This window comes from Bradyrhizobium manausense (genome assembly GCF_018130615.1).
Lineage (GTDB): Bacteria > Pseudomonadota > Alphaproteobacteria > Rhizobiales > Xanthobacteraceae > Bradyrhizobium > Bradyrhizobium manausense_A.
Genome location: NZ_JAFCKB010000001.1, coordinates 647,798 through 664,766 on the forward strand (window position 1 = coordinate 647,798; position 16,969 = coordinate 664,766).

The 16,969-nt window shown below is 64.1% G+C and carries 17 protein-coding genes; 5 read left to right on the forward strand and 12 right to left on the reverse strand.

The window, feature by feature from the left end; all coding sequences use genetic code 11:
- Positions 1-2 precede the first annotated feature (2 nt).
- From soxB to soxX, 6 genes are read right to left on the reverse strand one after another with little or no spacing between them, the layout of a single operon-like run.
- Complete coding sequence (gene soxB, locus JQ587_RS03010; RefSeq protein ID WP_212424372.1) at positions 3-1,748, reverse strand: thiosulfohydrolase SoxB; 1,746 nt, start codon at positions 1,746-1,748, stop codon at positions 3-5.
- Between the two features lie 46 nt (positions 1,749-1,794).
- Entirely contained in the window at positions 1,795-2,100 is a 306-nt protein-coding gene (locus tag JQ587_RS03015) for a hypothetical protein (protein WP_212303353.1), read from the reverse strand.
- Entirely contained in the window at positions 2,097-2,960 is an 864-nt protein-coding gene (gene soxA, locus JQ587_RS03020; RefSeq protein ID WP_212424373.1) for a sulfur oxidation c-type cytochrome SoxA, read from the reverse strand. Before soxA ends, JQ587_RS03015 begins: the two co-directional genes overlap by 4 nt.
- Positions 2,960-3,271 carry a thiosulfate oxidation carrier complex protein SoxZ gene (gene soxZ / locus JQ587_RS03025; protein ID WP_212303355.1) on the reverse strand — a complete coding sequence of 104 codons (312 nt, stop codon included), beginning with the start codon at positions 3,269-3,271 and terminating at the stop codon, positions 2,960-2,962. Before soxZ ends, soxA begins: the two co-directional genes overlap by 1 nt.
- Positions 3,272-3,285: 14 nt before the next feature.
- Positions 3,286-3,771, reverse strand: a complete 486-nt coding sequence (gene soxY, locus JQ587_RS03030) for a thiosulfate oxidation carrier protein SoxY (protein ID WP_212303356.1) — start codon at positions 3,769-3,771, stop codon at positions 3,286-3,288.
- A 22-nt stretch (positions 3,772-3,793) separates the two neighbouring features.
- Positions 3,794-4,150, reverse strand: a complete 357-nt coding sequence (gene soxX, locus JQ587_RS03035) for a sulfur oxidation c-type cytochrome SoxX (RefSeq protein ID WP_212303357.1) — start codon at positions 4,148-4,150, stop codon at positions 3,794-3,796.
- A 235-nt stretch (positions 4,151-4,385) separates the two neighbouring features.
- Between soxX and JQ587_RS03040 the strand changes: the two genes are divergently transcribed.
- Entirely contained in the window at positions 4,386-5,060 is a 675-nt protein-coding gene (locus tag JQ587_RS03040; RefSeq protein WP_212424374.1) for a DUF938 domain-containing protein, read from the forward strand.
- A gap of 12 nt (positions 5,061-5,072) precedes the next feature.
- Here JQ587_RS03040 and JQ587_RS03045 read toward each other — a convergent pair whose 3' ends face one another.
- Complete coding sequence (locus JQ587_RS03045; RefSeq protein WP_212424375.1) at positions 5,073-7,142, reverse strand: prolyl oligopeptidase family serine peptidase; 2,070 nt, start codon at positions 7,140-7,142, stop codon at positions 5,073-5,075.
- A gap of 198 nt (positions 7,143-7,340) precedes the next feature.
- On the opposite strand from JQ587_RS03045, the gene JQ587_RS03050 reads away from it, so the two are divergent.
- Together JQ587_RS03050 and JQ587_RS03055 are read left to right on the forward strand one after the other, a co-directional pair.
- The gene (locus JQ587_RS03050) at positions 7,341-8,588 is read left to right on the forward strand and encodes an MFS transporter (RefSeq protein WP_212303360.1); all 1,248 of its coding nucleotides are present in this window, start codon (positions 7,341-7,343) and stop codon (positions 8,586-8,588) included.
- Positions 8,589-8,777: 189 nt separating this feature from the next.
- Positions 8,778-10,013 (forward strand): MFS transporter, encoded by a 1,236-nt coding sequence (locus JQ587_RS03055; RefSeq protein WP_212303361.1) that lies wholly within the window; start codon positions 8,778-8,780, stop codon positions 10,011-10,013.
- A gap of 124 nt (positions 10,014-10,137) precedes the next feature.
- Here JQ587_RS03055 and JQ587_RS03060 read toward each other — a convergent pair whose 3' ends face one another.
- Positions 10,138-10,632 (reverse strand): VOC family protein, encoded by a 495-nt coding sequence (locus tag JQ587_RS03060; RefSeq protein ID WP_212303362.1) that lies wholly within the window; start codon positions 10,630-10,632, stop codon positions 10,138-10,140.
- 90 nt (positions 10,633-10,722) lie between these two features.
- Positions 10,723-11,268 carry a carboxymuconolactone decarboxylase family protein gene (locus JQ587_RS03065; RefSeq protein WP_212303363.1) on the reverse strand — a complete coding sequence of 182 codons (546 nt, stop codon included), beginning with the start codon at positions 11,266-11,268 and terminating at the stop codon, positions 10,723-10,725.
- Positions 11,269-11,405: 137 nt separating this feature from the next.
- Between JQ587_RS03065 and JQ587_RS03070 the strand changes: the two genes are divergently transcribed.
- The gene (locus JQ587_RS03070) at positions 11,406-12,605 is read left to right on the forward strand and encodes an acyl-CoA dehydrogenase family protein (RefSeq protein ID WP_212303364.1); all 1,200 of its coding nucleotides are present in this window, start codon (positions 11,406-11,408) and stop codon (positions 12,603-12,605) included.
- A gap of 121 nt (positions 12,606-12,726) precedes the next feature.
- Positions 12,727-13,866 carry an acyl-CoA dehydrogenase family protein gene (locus JQ587_RS03075; protein WP_212424376.1) on the forward strand — a complete coding sequence of 380 codons (1,140 nt, stop codon included), beginning with the start codon at positions 12,727-12,729 and terminating at the stop codon, positions 13,864-13,866.
- Between the two features lie 74 nt (positions 13,867-13,940).
- On the opposite strand, the gene JQ587_RS03080 is transcribed toward JQ587_RS03075, so the two are convergent.
- From JQ587_RS03080 to JQ587_RS03090, 3 genes are all read right to left on the reverse strand, one after another.
- A complete protein-coding gene (locus JQ587_RS03080) occupies positions 13,941-14,978 on the reverse strand; it encodes an amino acid ABC transporter substrate-binding protein (RefSeq protein ID WP_212303415.1) in 1,038 nt (345 codons plus the stop codon).
- Between the two features lie 97 nt (positions 14,979-15,075).
- On the reverse strand, positions 15,076-15,669 hold the full coding sequence (locus JQ587_RS03085) for a L,D-transpeptidase (protein ID WP_212303366.1): 594 nt from the start codon (positions 15,667-15,669) through the stop codon (positions 15,076-15,078).
- 260 nt (positions 15,670-15,929) lie between these two features.
- Positions 15,930-16,904: a hypothetical protein gene (locus JQ587_RS03090; protein ID WP_212424377.1), complete on the reverse strand. Its 975-nt coding sequence runs from the start codon at positions 16,902-16,904 to the stop codon at positions 15,930-15,932.
- Positions 16,905-16,969 lie beyond the last annotated feature (65 nt).

The window sequence follows — 16,969 nt, forward strand, 5'->3', positions numbered from 1 at the left end:
TCCTATCCTGCGATGCCCGGATTGCCGTCGACGCCTTTCAGGGTGACGCCGGTGCCGAGCCGCTCCTGAAGCATCCGGCCCGAGCGCAGATATTTGGCCACGACATCCCACACCGCAGCGCCCTGCTGGTCGTTGACCGAGGCCCAGCCCGCAACCTTGTAATGTCGGTTGGCGCTCAGCGCCTTGCCATTGTCGAGCTTGAGCTCGGAGATGCGGCTGCCGATCGCGTTGGTGGGGCTGCAGGCGTAGCTGAGTCCGCCGGCGCGTACCATGTCGCCGCCTTGCTGGTAATACGGATCTGCATTGAAGAGATTGTCGCAGACGTCTTCCAGCACGTCCTTGATCTGCGAACCGGTCATTTCCTGCACATAGGTCTCGGGATAGGTGATCGCGGTTTCCGCGAGCACATCCTCCATGGTCAGCGGCTGGCCCGACAAGGTGGTGACACCCCAGCGGAAGCCGGGCGACAGCGCGATCTCGGCGTTGAGCTCGGTTCGCAGCGCGGTGCAGATCAGCTCGTCGATGGGGCCTGCGAAATTGTCGCGGCGATAAAATAGGCGATCGGGCGTTGCGATCTTCTCCGACCAGTCCGTCACGTGCGGTGCGCGCAGCTTTCCGATCAGCTCGGCCATCGCAGGATCGGGCTTCAGCAGTTCCGAATAGACCGGCAGCAGATGGTATCTGATGTCGCCGACCTTGCCCTTGTCGAGCGCCAGATCGAGCACGGCCAGAAATTTCCCGTTGGAGCCGGCGTTGGTGACGAGCGTCGTGCCGGCGGCGTTCTTCACCGGGATGGGCTGCGGCACGGCATCATGGGTGTGGCCGCCGAGAACGACGTCGATGCCGGTGACGCGGCTTGCGAGCTTGAGGTCCACATCCATGCCGTTGTGCGACAGCAGGATCACCGCATCGACCTTGTCTTTGCCGCGCAATGCGTCGACATGCTTTTGCAACTCTTCCTCGCGGATGCCGAAGGTCCAGTTCGGCGTGAACCGCTTGGGGTGCGCGATCGGCACGTAAGGGAAGGCCTGGCCAATGATCGCGACGCGATGGCCGGCGAGCTCCTTGATGATCGATGGCTTGAATACGCGCCCTGTCGCCTTGTCGAAGGCGGGCGCGTCGTTGAACGCCGCTTCCTCGGTCAGGAAGACGTTCTGCGCCAGAAACTCGCCCTTGAAGTGCTCGAGATTGTCGCGGAGCGCCTGCTCGCCATAAGTGAATTCCCAATGCCCGGTCATCGCCTCGATGCCGAGCAGATTGGCGACCTCCACCATGTCGCGGCCCTGCATGATGTTGGCAAGGCCCGTGCCCTGCCAGAGATCGCCGCCGTCGACCAGCATGGCGTGCTTCTCGCCGACATCACTGCGCAGGCGGTCGATCAGTGTCTTCAGATGGGCGAAGCCGCCGAGCTTGCCGAAGCGTCCGGCGGATTTTTCGAACTCGACACAGGTGAAAGCGTAGGCATCGGCGCTATCGGGCCGGATGCCGAAGCGCTCCAGGAAGGCGCGACCGACCAGATGCGGCGGCCGTCCCGCCATCTCGCCGATGCCTATATTGATGCTGGGCTCGCGGAAATAGACCGGGTTGAGCTGCGCATGCGTGTCGGTGGTGTGCAGGATCCGCGCATTGCCGAAGCGTTCGATGTCGTAAATGCTGGCGGCTTCAGCGCCGCGCGCCAGCCGGGGCAGGCTGAGCGAGGTGGCGACAGCGGTTGTACTCTTCAAAAAGTCGCGGCGGCGGATCGCCATCACACATTCTCCGCGCCGGTTCTCGGCAGTTCCACAGGGTTCGAGTCTAGCGGATTTCCATCGCCTTCCAGGCTTCTTTTTCAGTGGTTGCCTGGACAATCGAGGCTTTCGCCAGCGCCTCGGCTTCCTTGGCTACGGCCACGGCGCGGTCGAAATCGCCGCCATCGCCCGCCTTCTTGGCGGCCGCCAGCGTCGAGACGGTCGTGGTCCATTGGTTGCGCATGCCGGCTGCCTCCTTGGAGGCGGCCTCCGCAGCGGCATAGGCCGCCTTGTAGTCTGCCTCGGTTGCCGCGCGCGCCGCCGGCGCGAAGCTCAGAGCAAGCAACATGGCCAAGGTAAGTGACCGCTTCATGGCCGCGCTCCCGGGCCCGATATCGGCAGGCCGTTGGCGACGTAGGACAGGAAATATTCGACGTCGCGATATTCGTCCGACTGAGGCTCCAGCGGAACCGCGCGGGTCTGGCTGTTGCAGGTGATGAAGCGCCGGCTGGTGGTGCCCATGCCGCTCCATTCGGAGCGGTAGATCGGCATCGCGTTCAAAATACCGAGCGCTGGCGCCAGAATTTCGGCGCGGATGCGTTCGCCCGGGCTCTGCACGTGGCAGCTCGCGCAGGAGAAATTCATCTGGCCGCGACGGGTGTAGAAATAGCGCTTGCCGTTCTCGAACGCTTCGAGCGCGCGCGGGTCATCGGGAATCCTGATGTCCATCGTCTTGCCGCGCGACGTGAAGGCCATGTAGGCGGTGAGCGAGGCCATCTCGTCCTTGACGTAGGAGTAGGGCGCTTCGCCATTGGCCTCGCGGCAGCGGTTGAGCGCGAGCTCCAGCGTAACGACCTTGCCTTCCTTGGTGTCGAAATAGGGATAGTTCTGACGGACGCCGATGCCGCCATTCGGGAAGCAGTCGGCATAGGTCTTGCCGTTCTTGAACGGCGTCGCAAACATCTCCTTGCCGGCGTCGAGCGCGAACTCGTAGGGCGGGAATTCCTCCTTCTCCTGCCACTGTCGCTTCATATCCTCGTTCAGGGAATAAGGACCGTTGACGAAATCCTCGTGCTTCACGTTCGGAAATTTCTGGAAGAAGAAATTCTGGAACGCCCTGGCGTCAGCGACGGGATCGACCTTGTCGGCTGCGCTCACGCGCGGAGACGCGAGCACGAACGCGACGAGCGCAGCGCTCAACGAGCCAAGCAGGCAGGAGGTGCGGGCCTTCATCACGCGATCTTCGCGGTGGTCTCGTCGGACGCACCCTTGTTGTCGGTCCAGGAGATCTTGAGATCGTCGCCCTTCTTGGCGCCCTTGAAGCTGAACTTGAGGTAAGGATCCTTGGAAACCGCGGTGCCCCAGTTGGCGACGAAGACGTCCCTGCCGTTACATGCGAATTTCAGCTCCTGGATGTAGTGCGCTGGGATCAGCTCGCCCTTGGCGTCCTTGACGAGGCCGGTATCCATGGGATGCTGGATCAACGTCTGCACCTCGGTGATGTCGCCGTTGGATGTTGCGCGTACTCGAATGCTGGATGCCATCGGACCGATCCTCCTTAACCGCCGCAGCCGCCGACGGTGACCTTCACTTCCTTGGTCGCGCTGTAGAGCTTGCCGTCGGCTTCCACGATTGCAGTCACGCTGCTGGTCTTCGCCATCTTCAGGCGGTTGGCGACAGCGGGAATCGTGCCGTCGGGAAACTTGTAGGACGCCGCCAGTGCGTTCGGGTTCTCGGCCACGAAGAACGAGATCGAGGTGACCTTGTCGAGCGTCGTCGCGACCGAGATCGGCACGACCCCGCCGTTCTCGGCGATCTCGGGCGCATCGAGCTTGATCTTGTCGGACGGCTCGGCGGTCCTGCCATAGAGCGCCTTGATCGCATCCGCTTCGTTCTTCAGCTTGAACGCTTCTTCCGGATATTTGTCGTTGGCCGCGGCGCGCGCGGGCGCAAACGGCAGATTGCCGAGGCCGATCAGGGCGACCGAGACCGCGCCTTGAAGGATCAGGCGCCGCGTCGGATGAGGGCTGGTGTGCGTGGTCATCTGAAATCTCCTGGGCCGACCGTTACAGCGTCTGCAGGAAATCAACGATCGCGCTGATCTCCTGGTCGGTCAAAATCCGGTTGCGGCCGAACGGCGGCATCATGGTCTGCGGGTTGCGCTTGGTCTCGTCGAACAGGATCGCGGCCAGCTCGTTGCGATCGGGATACTTGACCTTGAGGTCCTTCAGCTCGGGCCCGATCGTGCCCGGCAAATCACCGCCCTTGATGACGTGGCAGGTCAGGCAATTGCCCTTGCCGCGGTCGAAGGCGAGCTTTTGGCCTTCGGTGACGGTCGATTGCGCCCATGCCGGGCGCGCGGCAAGTCCGGTGAGGACGACCAGCGAAAGCAGCAGGGCGGACTTGCGAGGAAAGGCGGTCAAGGCGTCGTTCCGAAGCGTTAGGTTGAGGGTCTCGTTCGCAGAAATATAGTGCTCAAAGCACAAAGGACACACCCTGACAATCAAGACTATGCAGGCTGCAAAATGGCGTTAATATCTGCCGCATTGCAACTGACGAGATAGGTCGTTCATCAAGCCGGGTTTAACCGGCAATTGTTCGGGGCGTTTGGTCCTTGCTCGCGTTTTCGTCTGCTTTTTCGTTTTCCGGGGACATCGATTGGCTGAATATGTCGTTGAATTTGGTAGGGACGGCGGGAGAGTCGAGCCTGACGGCCGCCTCGATGCGCCTGCTTTCCATCGCAATCACGAGCCGCTCTGGGGCGCGCTCGCTAAGCACCTCATTGGGCGGTCGGGCGACGTGGTCGAGGTCGGCAGTGGAACCGGCCAGCATGTGGTCCATTTCGCCGGTCACACGCCCGATCTCGTCTGGTGGCCGAGCGACCTCAACCAGCGCCACGTGAAGAGCATCGAGGCCTGGCGGGTGCATTCGGGCCTGAAGAACATCCGCTCACCCCTGCGGATCGATCTCGCCGATCCCGACTGGTGCCCGGAGATGAAGAGCGGACAGGGGCCGACCAATCTCGCAGCCGTGTTCTGCGCCAATGTCATCCACATTGCGCCCTGGGCCGTGGCGGAGGGCCTGTTTGCCGGCGCCAGCCGTTACCTGCGGTCCGACGGCGAGCTGTTCCTCTACGGTCTGTTCAAGCGCGACGGCAAGCACACCGCGCTCAGCAACGCCGTGTTCGATACGTCGTTGCGCGAAGGCAATCCCGAATGGGGCGTGCGCGATGTCGGCGATGTCGAGGCGCTGGCGCGCGGTGCGGGCCTCAGCCTCGTCGATACGATCGGCATGCCCGCAAACAATCTGACGCTGGTGTTCGCGCGCGGGTGAGGCGCGACGCCCTCACACCTCGCCGTCGCGCCACCCGATCCTCTCCTTCAAGAACTGAAAGCCCAGCACCTGGAAGCCGGCGCGCTCCTTATTGTCCTTGCCGTAGCCATGCCCGCCGGCGGCCGGCTCGTAGAACCAGGCCTCGTAGCCCATCGCCTGGAGCTTTGCGGCCATCTTGCGGGCGTGACCGGGATGGACGCGGTCGTCGCGCCGCGTCGTGGCGATCAGGATCGGTGGATAGGGCTGGCCGGGTATGGCGTTGTGATAGGCGGAGTAGGTCTTCAGCCACTCCCATTCCTCCATTTTGTCGGGATCGCCATACTCCGCAATCCAGCTCGCGCCTGCGAGCAGCTTCGTGTAGCGGCGCATGTCGATCAGCGGGATGGTGCAGAACAGCGCGCCGAACCGTTCGGGGTAACGCACCAGCATGTTGGTGATGAGGATGCCGCCATTCGATCCGCCCTGCGCGGCGATTCGCTTCGGCCTGGTCACGCCGCGGCGCACGAGATCGGTGGCGACGGCGGCAAAATCATCGTGCGATAATTTCTTGCCAGCGTAGCGGCCGGCATCATGCCAGCGCGTGCCGAACTCGCCGCCGCCGCGCAGATTCGCCTGCACCGTCGTGCCGCCGCGCTCCAGCCAAAGCTTGCCGAGCGACGAATTGTACTGCGGCTTCACGGCGAGTCCGAAGCCGCCATAGGCGCTCATATAGACCGGCGCATCGCCGGTCTCGCCTGCGGGCCCGGTCTGGACATAGGGAATGCGCTCGCCGTCGATCGAGATCGCCTCGTGCTGCGTGACGATGAGGCCATCGGCGTTGAACGTCTTCGGCGCCTGCTTCAGGAGCGTCGGGCTTTCGACGCCGCGCTCGATCAGCATCAGCGAGGGCGGCGTGAGCGGGTCCTGCACATTGGCCAGCAGGTCGCCATTGCTCTCGGAGTCATAATGATCGAAGCGCCAGACGTCGACCACGCCGATCCCGGGAAGGCCACGCAGCGTCTCGCGGCTCCAGCCGGCCGGCGACGGCGTGCAGATCTCGAACACCGGCCGCAATTCGTCGAGGATGGACAGCAGCAGCTTGCCATCGGCCCAGGAAAATCCCTGGAGGGCGCGGCGTGCGCCTGGCTCGAACAGGATCGCGAAGTCGCGATCGCCTGCGAGAAATGCCGAGAGCGAGATGCCGAGCACGCTGTCCGCCACATAGGTTCGTCCGGCAACGGTCCAGTCCTCTCGCAGCTTGATCGCGAACCAGTCGCGATGTGCCTGCATCCAGACGTCGGTCGGCAGGTCGAGTTGCGTGAGCGTGCCGGTGGCATCACGAAGCCAGATCGCAAAATTGAAGAAGTCGACCTGATCGATGATCCAGGCGCGCGGCGCCGCACCGGTGTCGTCGACCCCGCAATAGACGCGCATCCGGTCGGCGGTGGTCTCGAAGATCACTTCCGCCTGTTCGATCGGCTGCCCGCGCCGCCACAGCCGGACCGTTCTGGCGTAGCCGGATGTCGTCGCCATGCCCTCGCCATAGGCGCTGGAGAGCACAAGCGTGTCCGGATCGAGCCAATCGACGCTGCCCTTCGCTTCCGGCAGGACGAAGCCGTCGCTCACGAAGCTCTTCGTCTCTCCGTCGAATTCGCGCAACACCACGGCATCGCTGCCGCCGCGCGACAGGCTTAGGATGACCCGCGAATATTTGGACCGCGAGGTCGTCCAATTGAGCAGCCAGTCTTCGCCTTCCCGTGCCGCAAGCTCGTCGATGTCGAGGATGGTTTCCCATGACGGCTCAGCTTTGCGAAATTCGTCGAGCGTGGTGCGCCGCCACAGGCCCCGCGGATGGTCCGCATCCTTCCAGGTGTTGTAGAGCAGGCCGCCACTTCGGCTCGCATAGGGAATGTTGTCCGGACGATCGTAGATCGCCGCGAGCAAGTCGCGATCGCGTTCGAAGGCCGGGCCGCCGAATTTGTCCAGCGTCAGGATGTTCTGACGCTCGACGAAATCGAGCGCGCGGGCGCCTTCGACCTCCTCCAGCCAAAGCCAGGGATCGTCGTCGGGAGCGCTGACCGTAGGCCTGTCATCGACGGACATGAAAAAAACTCCTAAAAATCGCGGCGGATAGGATTTGATCGAGCGCAAGCCGTCAAGAGCGCGGGCCGGTATCATCGGCTCGATTGCGTCGGAGGCATGGCCTGCGCCCGTTTGCGCCGGTTGCCCGGTCCTTTCGGCCCCTCCATAGTGCCGGGAATCAACCCCCCGCTATAAATAGTGCCTTGGGCGGAAATGCCGATGTTAGACGTGACTTCGACCCATGAGATCGCCGATGACGCCCGCGCGCGTGCCAATGTGGTGCGCCTTGCCGCTGCGCAGGCCCTGACCGGCGCCAACTCGGCGGTGATCTTCGCCACCGGCTCGATCGTCGGCGCCACGCTCGCGCCCGACATGTCGCTCGCGACGGTGCCGCTGTCGATGTACGTCGTGGGCCTTGCCGCCGGCACGCTGCCGACCGGCGCGATCTCGCGCCGCTTCGGCCGCCGCTGGGCGTTCGTGATCGGCACCGGCTGCGGCACGTTCACCGGCCTGCTCGGCTCGTTTGCGATCCTGCACGGCTCGTTCGCGCTGTTCTGCATCGCGACCTTCCTCGGCGGCCTCTACGGCTCGGTGGCGCAATCCTATCGCTTTGCAGCCGCCGACGGCGCCAGCGCGGCCTACCGGCCCAAGGCGGTGTCGTGGGTGATGGCGGGCGGCGTGTTCGCCGGCGTGCTTGGTCCGCAACTCGTGCAATGGACCATGGATGTCTGGTCGCCTTATCTGTTCGCGTTCAGCTTCCTGGTCCAGGCCGCCGTCGCGCTGATCGCGATGGGTATCGTCGCCGGCGTCGACATGCCGAAGCCCGCGCCCGCTGATCTGCATGGCGGCAGGCCGCTTCTCACCATCGTGACCCGGCCGCGCTTCATCGCAGCCGCACTGTGCGGCGTCATCTCCTATCCGATGATGAATCTAGTGATGACCTCGGCGCCGCTCGCGATGAAGATGTGCGGGCTGAGCGTGTCCGATTCCAATTTCGGCATCCAATGGCACATCGTCGCGATGTACGGCCCGAGCTTCTTCACCGGCGCGCTGATCGCGCGCTTCGGCGCGCCGAAGATCGTGGCTGCCGGGCTGCTGCTGGAGGCCAGCGCCGCCGGCATCGGGCTCTCGGGCCTAACCGCGATGCATTTCTGGGCGACGTTGATCGTGCTCGGCGTCGGCTGGAATTTCTCCTTCATCGGCGCCTCCGCTCTGGTGCTGGAGACGCATCGCCCGCAGGAGCGCAACAAGGTGCAGGCCTTCAACGATTTCCTGGTGTTCGGCATGATGGCGATCGGCTCATTCTCCTCCGGTCAGCTGCTCGCCAATTATGGCTGGTCCGCCGTGAACCTGGTCGTGTTCCCGCCGGTGGTGCTCGGCCTCGTCGTGCTCTCATTCGCGTCCTGGGCGCGCCGCCGCAAGGCGCGGCTCGACGCGGCCATGGGCGAGTTCCCGGACGCGATCTGACTGCGCGATCTGAATTGGCAGGAGGCTGTCAGCAACGTTGATACTTCGATCGCTGTCGAAGTGATTTTCGGATGAGGGTTCATTAGATGATGCGTCATGGCCGGGCTCGTCCCGGCCATCCACGTCTTAGGACGTCGAAGAAAGAACGTGGATGCCCGGGACAAGCCCGGGCATGACGGAGTAGGCAGCATGCTCGACAATCCTCAGACTCAAGCGCTCGACGAATCCTCGCTCCACTACCAAGGCTGGCGCATTGTCGCCGTCTGCTTCCTGCTCGCAACCTTCGGCTGGGGCCTCGGCTTCTACGGCCAGAGCGTCTACGTCGCCGAGCTGCAGCGCGCGCGGGGCTGGCCGGCCTCGCTGATCTCCTCCGGGACAACGTTCTTCTATCTGTTCGGTGCGCTGCTGGTCGTCTTCGTCGGCGAGGCCGTCAGAAAATATGGCCCGCGAATCTGCCTGATCGCCGGCACGCTGGCGATGGCGGCAGCTAGCGTCGCGATCGGCGCGGTGCGCGAGCCCTGGCAGCTTTATCTGGCGGATGCCGTGCTCGCCTTCGGCTGGGCCGGCACCAGCCTCGCCATGATCACCAACACGATCAGCCTGTGGTTCGACCACAAGCGCGGCATGGCGATCAGCCTGGCGCTGAACGGCGCCAGCTTTGGCGGTATCGTCGGCGTGCCCTTGCTGGTCACGCTGATCGGTCATGCCGGCTTTGCCAATGCGATGTATGCGGCTGCGGGCGCCATGCTGGTGCTGCTGGTGCCGGTGATTTTGCTTGTCGTCGGCCGGCCGCCGGACCTCCATGGCTGGCACGGGGCGGCGAAGGCAAGGCCGCAATCATCGGCGCAGATCCGCGCATGGGCGCTGCGCGATGTCGGCTTTCTCGCGGTGACGATCGCCTTCGCGCTGGTGCTGTTCGCGCAGGTCGGCTTCATCGTGCACCTGATCTCGTTCCTCGATCCCGTGATCGGCCGCGAGCGCGCCGCCGTGGCGGTCGCAGTCCTCACCGCAATGGCGGTGGTCGGCCGGGTGCTGTTCTCGATGGTGATCGATCGCCTCAACCAGCGGCTGGCGTCGGCGCTCTCGTTCCTGAGCCAGGCGGCGGCGCTGTGCGTCGTCATCAATCTGCACAATGATTACGTGCTGATCGCGGCCTGCGCCGTGTTCGGCTTCTCCGTCGGCAATCTCATCACGCTGCCGTCGCTGATCGTGCAGCAGGAGTTCGATTCGGCCTCGTTCGGCGTGCTGATCAGTTTGAACACCGCGATCAACCAGGTGACCTACGCGTTCGGCCCCGGCGTCGTCGGTGCCTTGCGCGATTGGTCCGGCGGATACACGCTGCCATTCTATCTCTGCGTCGCGCTGGAAGTGGTGGCCGTAGCGCTGATCATGGTGCGGGGCGCTCCGCGAACGAAGGCTGCGTAGAGATGCGACGCCGTTTCCACGCATTCCGTCATTGCGAGCGAAGCAATCCAGGATCCCTCCGCGGAAACAATCTGGATTGCTTCGTCGCAAGAGCTCCCCGCAATGACGGAGGAGAGAGCGGAGTTCACGTCTCGCGCTGCCTCAACAGCGCCTCCACGTCCAGCCGCTTGGTGACCATCGCGAGCTTCCCATCCGGCCCGAATGGCCATTGCTCCCGCGGCTTGTCCCAATACAGCTCGACGCCGTTCTGATCGGGATCGCGCAAATACAGGGCTTCGCTGACGCCGTGGTCGCTGGCGCCGTCCAGCGCAATGCCTGATGTCAGCACCCGGTGCAGCGCGTCCGCCAGTGCCGCCCGGGTCGGATAGAGGATGGCGGTGTGAAACAGTCCGGTCGTGCCTGGCGGTGGCGGCGAGCCGCCCTTGCTCTCCCAGGTGTTGAGCCCGATGTGGTGATGATAGCCGCCGGCCGAGACGAAGGCTGCCCCCGAACCCATGCGCTGCATCAGCTCGAAACCAAGCACGCCGCAATAGAAGCCGAGCGCGCGATCGAGATCGGCGACCTTGAGGTGGACATGGCCGATGCGGGTGCCGGCGGCGACGGGTGATGTTTGCGACATGTGGCTGCTCCGTGTCTGAACCCCACTTAATCCGGGCATCGGGACAGTGCCACTGGCTGATCCCGAAACCCAGCGTTTCCCGATGCGAAACTATGACAGCTCCGCCACCTCGCCCTCCGGCAGCTCGAACTCAAAGGTGTTCAACGTCATCGACACCATCGTGTAATAGCCGCACAGCCCGATCACCTCGACCACACCACGTTCGCTGAGCAGCTTCACCGCCGCGTCGTAGAGACCCTTCTCGACGCCGTGGCCCTCGTGCAGCGATTTTGCGAGATCGTAGATCATCTTTCCCTTGGGGTCGTCGAAATCGGGCGTACGGCGGTCGCGGATCGCGTCGATGATCTCCACCTTCATGCCGCCCGCCAGCGCGAGGCGCTTATGCGCATACCATTCGTAATGCGCTGTCCAGTGCCGCGCCGTCACCAGGATTGCGATCTCCGAAAGCTTGGCCGGAAAAATCGTGTCATAGCGCAGCACTTCGCCGAGCCGCGTGGCGTGACGGGCCATGTCGGGACTGTTGAGCCAGGCCATCATCGGCGCCGGCGGCTTGCCGCGCTTGCCGGCAATGGACTCGTCATAGGTTTGCCGCTGGCTCTCGCTCATTTCGCCAGGCGAAAGAAGTTTCAGGCGCATTCTCGTTTCCTCTTTGTTTTCAAGCACCGTCGCGCTGGCGAGTATAGCGGATGACACGACACGGAAGTGGTTGAATTCCGCAGTGCGATGGCCCAGAGTCGCGCCCAACAACTCGATTGTGATTGATGGAAACGACCATGAGTGAGACTGAGACCGCCGAACTCGAACAATTCCGCAGCGAGGCGCGCGCCTGGCTGGACGCCAACTGCCCGCCGGAGATGCGCAAGCCCGCAACGTCGGATGCCGACGTGTTCTGGGGCGGTCGCAACGCAAAATTCTCGTCCGAGCCGCAGCGCATCTGGTTCGAGCGCATGCGCGACAAGGGCTGGACCGTGCCGGACTGGCCGAAGGAATACGGCGGCGGCGGTCTCAGCGCCGCCGAGCACAAGGTCTTGCGCTCCGAAATGGCCAAGATGGGCGCGCGCCCGCCGCTGTCGAGCTTCGGCATCTGGATGCTCGGCCCGGCGCTGCTGAAATACGGCAACGAGGCGCAGAAGAAAGAGCACCTGCCGAAGATCGCGGCGGGCCTGATCCGCTGGTGTCAGGGCTATTCCGAGCCCAACGCCGGCTCGGATCTCGCTTCGCTGCAGACCCGCGCCGAGAGCGACGGCGACGATTTCGTCATCACGGGGTCGAAGATCTGGACCTCCTACGCCAACTATGCCGACTGGATCTTCTGCCTCGTGCGCACCGACTCGGCTGCGAAGAAGCACGACGGCATCAGCTTCATCCTGTTCGATATGACGTCGAAGGGCGTGACGACCAAGCCGATCCTCTTGATCTCCGGCTACTCGCCGTTCTGCGAAACCTTCTTCGACGGAGTCCGCGTGCCGAAGTCGCATGTGGTCGGCACCGTCAATCGCGGCTGGGACGTCGCGAAATATCTGCTGCAGCACGAGCGCGCGATGATCTCCGGCATGGGTGAGCGCGGCGTCGGCCGTCCGCTCGGCCAGATCGCTGCGGATTCGGTCGGCTCGGATGCGCTGGGCAAGCTCGACGATTCCATGCTGCGCGGCCAGATCGCGACATTCGATGTCGACGAAGCCGCGCTCGCCGCCTGCGCCGAGCGCGCGGTCGATCTCGCCAAGGCGGGACAGGCGCATCCGGCATTTTCATCCGCGATGAAATATTACGGCACCGAGCTCAACAAGCGCCGCTACGAAATCCTGATGTCGGCCGGCGGCGTCGATGCGCTGGAATGGGAAAGCGAACGCTCGAAGCAGGGCGCTCGTCCGCGCGCCTGGCTGCGCACCAAGGCCAACTCGATCGAGGGCGGCACCAGCGAGGTGATGCTCGGCATCGTCGCCAAGCGCATCCTCGATTTGCCGGGGGCGTAACCCCACCGTCGTTCCGGGGCGTCGCGAAGCGGCGAACCCGGAACCTCGAGATTCCGGGTTCACGCTTCGCGTGCCCCGGAATGACAGCAACAGATTTCCAAGACGCTAGAGACTCAAGCACATGGCCCTCGTCCTCACTGAAGAACAATCGATGCTCCGCGACTCCGCGCGCGGGCTGATCAGCGACAAGGCGCCGGTGTCGCATCTGCGGCACTTGCGCGACAGCAAGGACCCCACCGGCTTCTCCAAGGAGCTGTGGCACTCCTTTGCCGAGATGGGTTTTGCCGGCCTGCTGGTGCCGGAAGAATTCGGCGGCAGCGGCCTTGGCTTCATGGAGGCCGGTGTGGTGATGGAGGAGATCGGCCGCACCTTGATGCCGTCGCCCTTCCTCGCCACCAGCGTGGTCGCGGCCTCGGCCCTGAACCGCGGCGGCAATGCCGCGCAGAAGTCGGAGTTCTTGCCGAAAGTCTCCAACGGCTCGCTGCTCGCGACGCTCGCGATCGACGAGGGCGCAAAGCATCGTCCGCTCCACACCAATTTGCAGGCCGTGCGTGCCGGCAACGGCTTCAAGCTTTCCGGTGCCAAGGCACTGGTGGTCGACGGCCACGTCGCCGATCTCGTCATCGTCGCCGCGCGCACCGCTGGCGCCGCCGGCGAGCGCGACGGCCTGACGCTGTTCCTGGTCAATCCTGCGGCCAAGGGCGTATCGATCGAGCGCACCATCATGGTTGACGCGCACAATGCGGCGCGGATCGAGTTTGCGAACGTCCAGGTCAATGCCGACAGTGTGCTCGGCGAGGTCGATCAGGGCGCCGCGCTGCTCGACGGCGTGCTCGACATCGGCCGCGGCGCGGTGGCCGCCGAAATGGTGGGCCTCAGCGACGAGGTCTTCAACCGCACCGTCGAGTATCTCAAGAACAGAAAGCAGTTCGGCAAGCTGATAGGCGAATTCCAGGCGCTGCAGCATCGCGCCGCCGAGCTCTATGTCGACATCGAGATCACCCGCGCCGCCACGATGAAGGCGCTGCAGGCGCTGGATGCCGACGTCGCCAAGGCCGCATCAAGCGTCGCCGTGGCAAAGGCGCGCGCCGGCACCACCGCCACCCGCGCGGTGCAGGAAGGCGTGCAGATGCATGGCGGCATGGGCATGACCGACCAGTTCGACATCGGCTTCTTCATGAAGCGCGCGCGGGTCTGCGAGGAGCTGTTCGGCGACGCGAACTACCACACCGAGCAACTCGCGCGGGCGCGGGGGTATTGAGGGGGACACCGTGACGCCTCAATACCAGGCGTCGTCCCGGCCTTCGCCAGGACGACCCAGGAGAGACAGGCCGCCTACCGCATCGGCGGTGCGTACTGCACGCCACCGGCGTTCCACAGCTGGTTCATGCCGCGCGGGATCTTCAGCTGCGACTTCTCGCCGATGTTGCGCTCGTACATCTCGCCGTAATTGCCGACGCGGCGGATGATGCGCACGGCCCAGTCCTTGGTGAGGCCGAGCTGCTCGCCGTAATTGCCCTCGGTGCCGACCAGGCGCATCACGTCCGGCTTCTTGGACTTCAGGGCCTCGTCGATGTTCTCCGAGGTGACGCCGAGCTCTTCGGCGTTGATCATCGCGTAGAGCGTCCACTTCACGATCATCATCCAGTCGTCGTCGCGCTGGCGCACGACCGGCGCGAGCGGCTCCTTGGAGATCATGTCCGGCAGGATCATGTGGTCGCCTGGCTTCGACAGGTTCAGCCGCAGCGCATAAAGCTGGGAGACGTCGGCGGAGAGCGTGTCGCACTTGCCGCTGTCGTAGGCCTTCACCACGTCGTCCAGCTTGTCGAACTTCACCTCTTCATACTTCATGTTGTTGGCCCGGAAGTAGTCGGCGACGTTGAGCAGCGTGGTGGTGCCGGACTGGACGCAGACCTTGCTGCCGGTCAGGTCCAGCGAGGTCTCCTTGTTGCGCGACCGCGGCAGCATGAAGCCTGCGCCGTCGTAATAGGCAACCGCCGGAAAATAGAGGTCATAGTCGAGCTCGCGCGCCATGCTCCAGGTCGAGTTGCGCGAGAGGATGTCGACTTTCCGGCTCTGCAATTCCTTGAAGCGCTCGCTGGCGTCGAGCGGAACGAACTTGGCCTTGCTCGGATCGTCGAAGATCGCCGCCGCCACCGCGCGGCAGAAATCGACGTCGAAGCCGGTCCAGTTGCCCTTGTCGTCGGGGATCGAGAACCCCGGCAGGCCCTTGTTGACGCCGCACAGCACTTCGCCGCGGCGTACCGTGCGCTTCAGCGTGCGGGTATCATAGAATTCGTAAGTGATGGCCAAGGCGCCGACCAGCACGGCGACCGCGAGCCCGATCAGCAGGCCGCCTCGAAATGTGCGCATCATGTTGCTCTCTCGAAAAATCGGGAAATTGAATTTGGGGCAGGGCGTAGAGCATGATCCCAAGGGGATTCCAACGGATCATGCTCAAACGACAGGCTTACAGTTCAGGCTTCTGCCGGATGACCACCTTGGTGCCAACAGGGACGCGATCGTAGAGATCGGCGACGTCGTTGTTGACGAGACGGAAGCAGCCCGAAGACACCTTGGTGCCGATCGTGTCGGGCCGGTTGGTGCCGTGGATGCGGTAGACCGTGGTGCCCAGATACATGGCGCGGGCGCCGAGCGGGTTGCCGGGGCCGCCGGCCATGAAGCGCGGTAGATAGGGCTGGCGCTGGATCATCTCCGGCGGCGGCGTCCAGTCCGGCCATTCCTTCTTGTTGGTGATGTTCACCAGCCCCTGCCACTGGAAGCCGTCGCGGCCGACGCCGATGCCGTAGCGGATCGCGCGTCCGCCGGGCTGGACCAGATAGAGGTGACGCTCGGAGGTCGAGATGATGATGGTGCCCGGTGCTTCGGTCGTGCGGTAGTAGACGACCTGCTTCTGCCATTCCGGATCGAGCTGGTAGCTGTCGTCGGCGATCAGGCCGGGCTCGTCGCCGCGGTCGGGCTGCTGGGCGAAGGCTTGCGGCGCGGACAGCATCAGGCCGATCGCAGCCACAACCGCCCCGGTCAGGCGACGAAAATCCGTCATTTCAAGCTCTCCCCGCTGCCACAGCGCAAATCGTTAGGAACCATCTGAACTCAGGGGCAGCTTCGTGGCAAGTTAAAGGCACGCCCGGCAGGTATGTCACGACAATGCTTTGGTTTTTTGACGGGGCCCGGCAATGCCACAAACAGGGGATGGCGCGAAAAGCATAGGTTGTTGCCGCTGCGGTGGTGCGCTCCCTCCCCCGCAAGCAAGCGGGAGAGGCTCAGGACCGAGCTGGCGGCGAGGTCAACTTCGTCAATGGATCAGATCTGATTGGCCTCCGCCCCGATCCGGAGCCGCCGGACGATCTCGGCGCCCACGGCGCGGGCCTCGTTGCGGGAGCCGATCCGGGGGCTGCGAAACCGCCGTCCGGACTGCAAGCGGATCGCGACGATGCAATGCTCGTCCTCGGACCGCCCGCGGCGCTCGATCGTGATCGTTTTCACATCGTGCCCTTCGATATGATCGGCGCGCGGCGTGCCGTTGCCCCACAGGCGCTCGACGCGGATATCGCCCTCGCGGACGATCCAGAAGGCGCCGGTGACGAGATTGGCGAACCGGTAGACGCCGAACGCGGCGATCACGCCCAGCGGCAGCAGCGTGTAGTCGATCCATTGGGGTGGCAGGCCACGCCAGAGCCTGTAGGCATAGGGTGCGGCACTCAGCGCGACGGCGATCAAGGCCGCGATCCGGATGTCTCTTTGGGAAAACGGCTCGACGGGGTCGCCAAGACGCATCTCGGGATTGCTGGCATCGAGCGGGTTGATGGGCGACTCGACGTCGGGAACCTCGAATTGCGCGGCGATCCGCGCCACTGTGTCGCGCACATGAGTGACGTCGGTGAGCGGCGGAGAGGTCAGGCGTTCGCCTGAGGCCAATGTGAAGGCCAGCTGAAAGCGGGCTCTTGCGGTCTTGCTGCCGGGAACCTGCAAGCCGAGGATGTCGTCTTTCGGGACCGTTCGTGTCTGCAGCTTGCCGAACGGACGCTGCCGTCCGATCAGGATCTCATCCGGTGTGATGATCCACACCACCGCCGGCGTCATCATGACCACGCCGACGAAAGCAGCGCCCGCCAGCAACGCGACCACGGAGATGATCATCTCCAGCGCATCGTGCGTGAACAGGCCCGGCGTGAAGCAGAGCGCAACGGCCGCCGCAGAGCCGGCCACGACCAGCCGCTGCGCGATCGAGGAGCCTTCGCGAAGGCGGATGTCGTTGCTGGTGGTCGCGTCGTTCATTGCGGCGGCTGATTTCGAGGTTGCGAACCTCCACGGACGGGTCCGTGGAGTCAAGCAACAACATG

Coding starts and splice junctions, on each gene's coding strand:
- JQ587_RS03055 (WP_212303361.1), top strand. CDS start 8,778: ATGCTCGACAATCCTCAGACTCAAGCGCTCGACGAATCCTCGCTCCAC.
- soxA (WP_212424373.1), bottom strand. CDS start 2,960: ATGAAGGCCCGCACCTCCTGCCTGCTTGGCTCGTTGAGCGCTGCGCTC.
- JQ587_RS03075 (WP_212424376.1), top strand. CDS start 12,727: ATGGCCCTCGTCCTCACTGAAGAACAATCGATGCTCCGCGACTCCGCG.
- soxZ (WP_212303355.1), bottom strand. CDS start 3,271: ATGGCATCCAGCATTCGAGTACGCGCAACATCCAACGGCGACATCACC.
- JQ587_RS03045 (WP_212424375.1), bottom strand. CDS start 7,142: ATGTCCGTCGATGACAGGCCTACGGTCAGCGCTCCCGACGACGATCCC.
- JQ587_RS03090 (WP_212424377.1), bottom strand. CDS start 16,904: ATGAACGACGCGACCACCAGCAACGACATCCGCCTTCGCGAAGGCTCC.
- JQ587_RS03050 (WP_212303360.1), top strand. CDS start 7,341: ATGTTAGACGTGACTTCGACCCATGAGATCGCCGATGACGCCCGCGCG.
- JQ587_RS03085 (WP_212303366.1), bottom strand. CDS start 15,669: ATGACGGATTTTCGTCGCCTGACCGGGGCGGTTGTGGCTGCGATCGGC.
- JQ587_RS03065 (WP_212303363.1), bottom strand. CDS start 11,268: ATGCGCCTGAAACTTCTTTCGCCTGGCGAAATGAGCGAGAGCCAGCGG.
- JQ587_RS03060 (WP_212303362.1), bottom strand. CDS start 10,632: ATGTCGCAAACATCACCCGTCGCCGCCGGCACCCGCATCGGCCATGTC.
- JQ587_RS03015 (WP_212303353.1), bottom strand. CDS start 2,100: ATGAAGCGGTCACTTACCTTGGCCATGTTGCTTGCTCTGAGCTTCGCG.
- soxY (WP_212303356.1), bottom strand. CDS start 3,771: ATGACCACGCACACCAGCCCTCATCCGACGCGGCGCCTGATCCTTCAA.
- JQ587_RS03080 (WP_212303415.1), bottom strand. CDS start 14,978: ATGCGCACATTTCGAGGCGGCCTGCTGATCGGGCTCGCGGTCGCCGTG.
- JQ587_RS03070 (WP_212303364.1), top strand. CDS start 11,406: ATGAGTGAGACTGAGACCGCCGAACTCGAACAATTCCGCAGCGAGGCG.
- soxB (WP_212424372.1), bottom strand. CDS start 1,748: ATGGCGATCCGCCGCCGCGACTTTTTGAAGAGTACAACCGCTGTCGCC.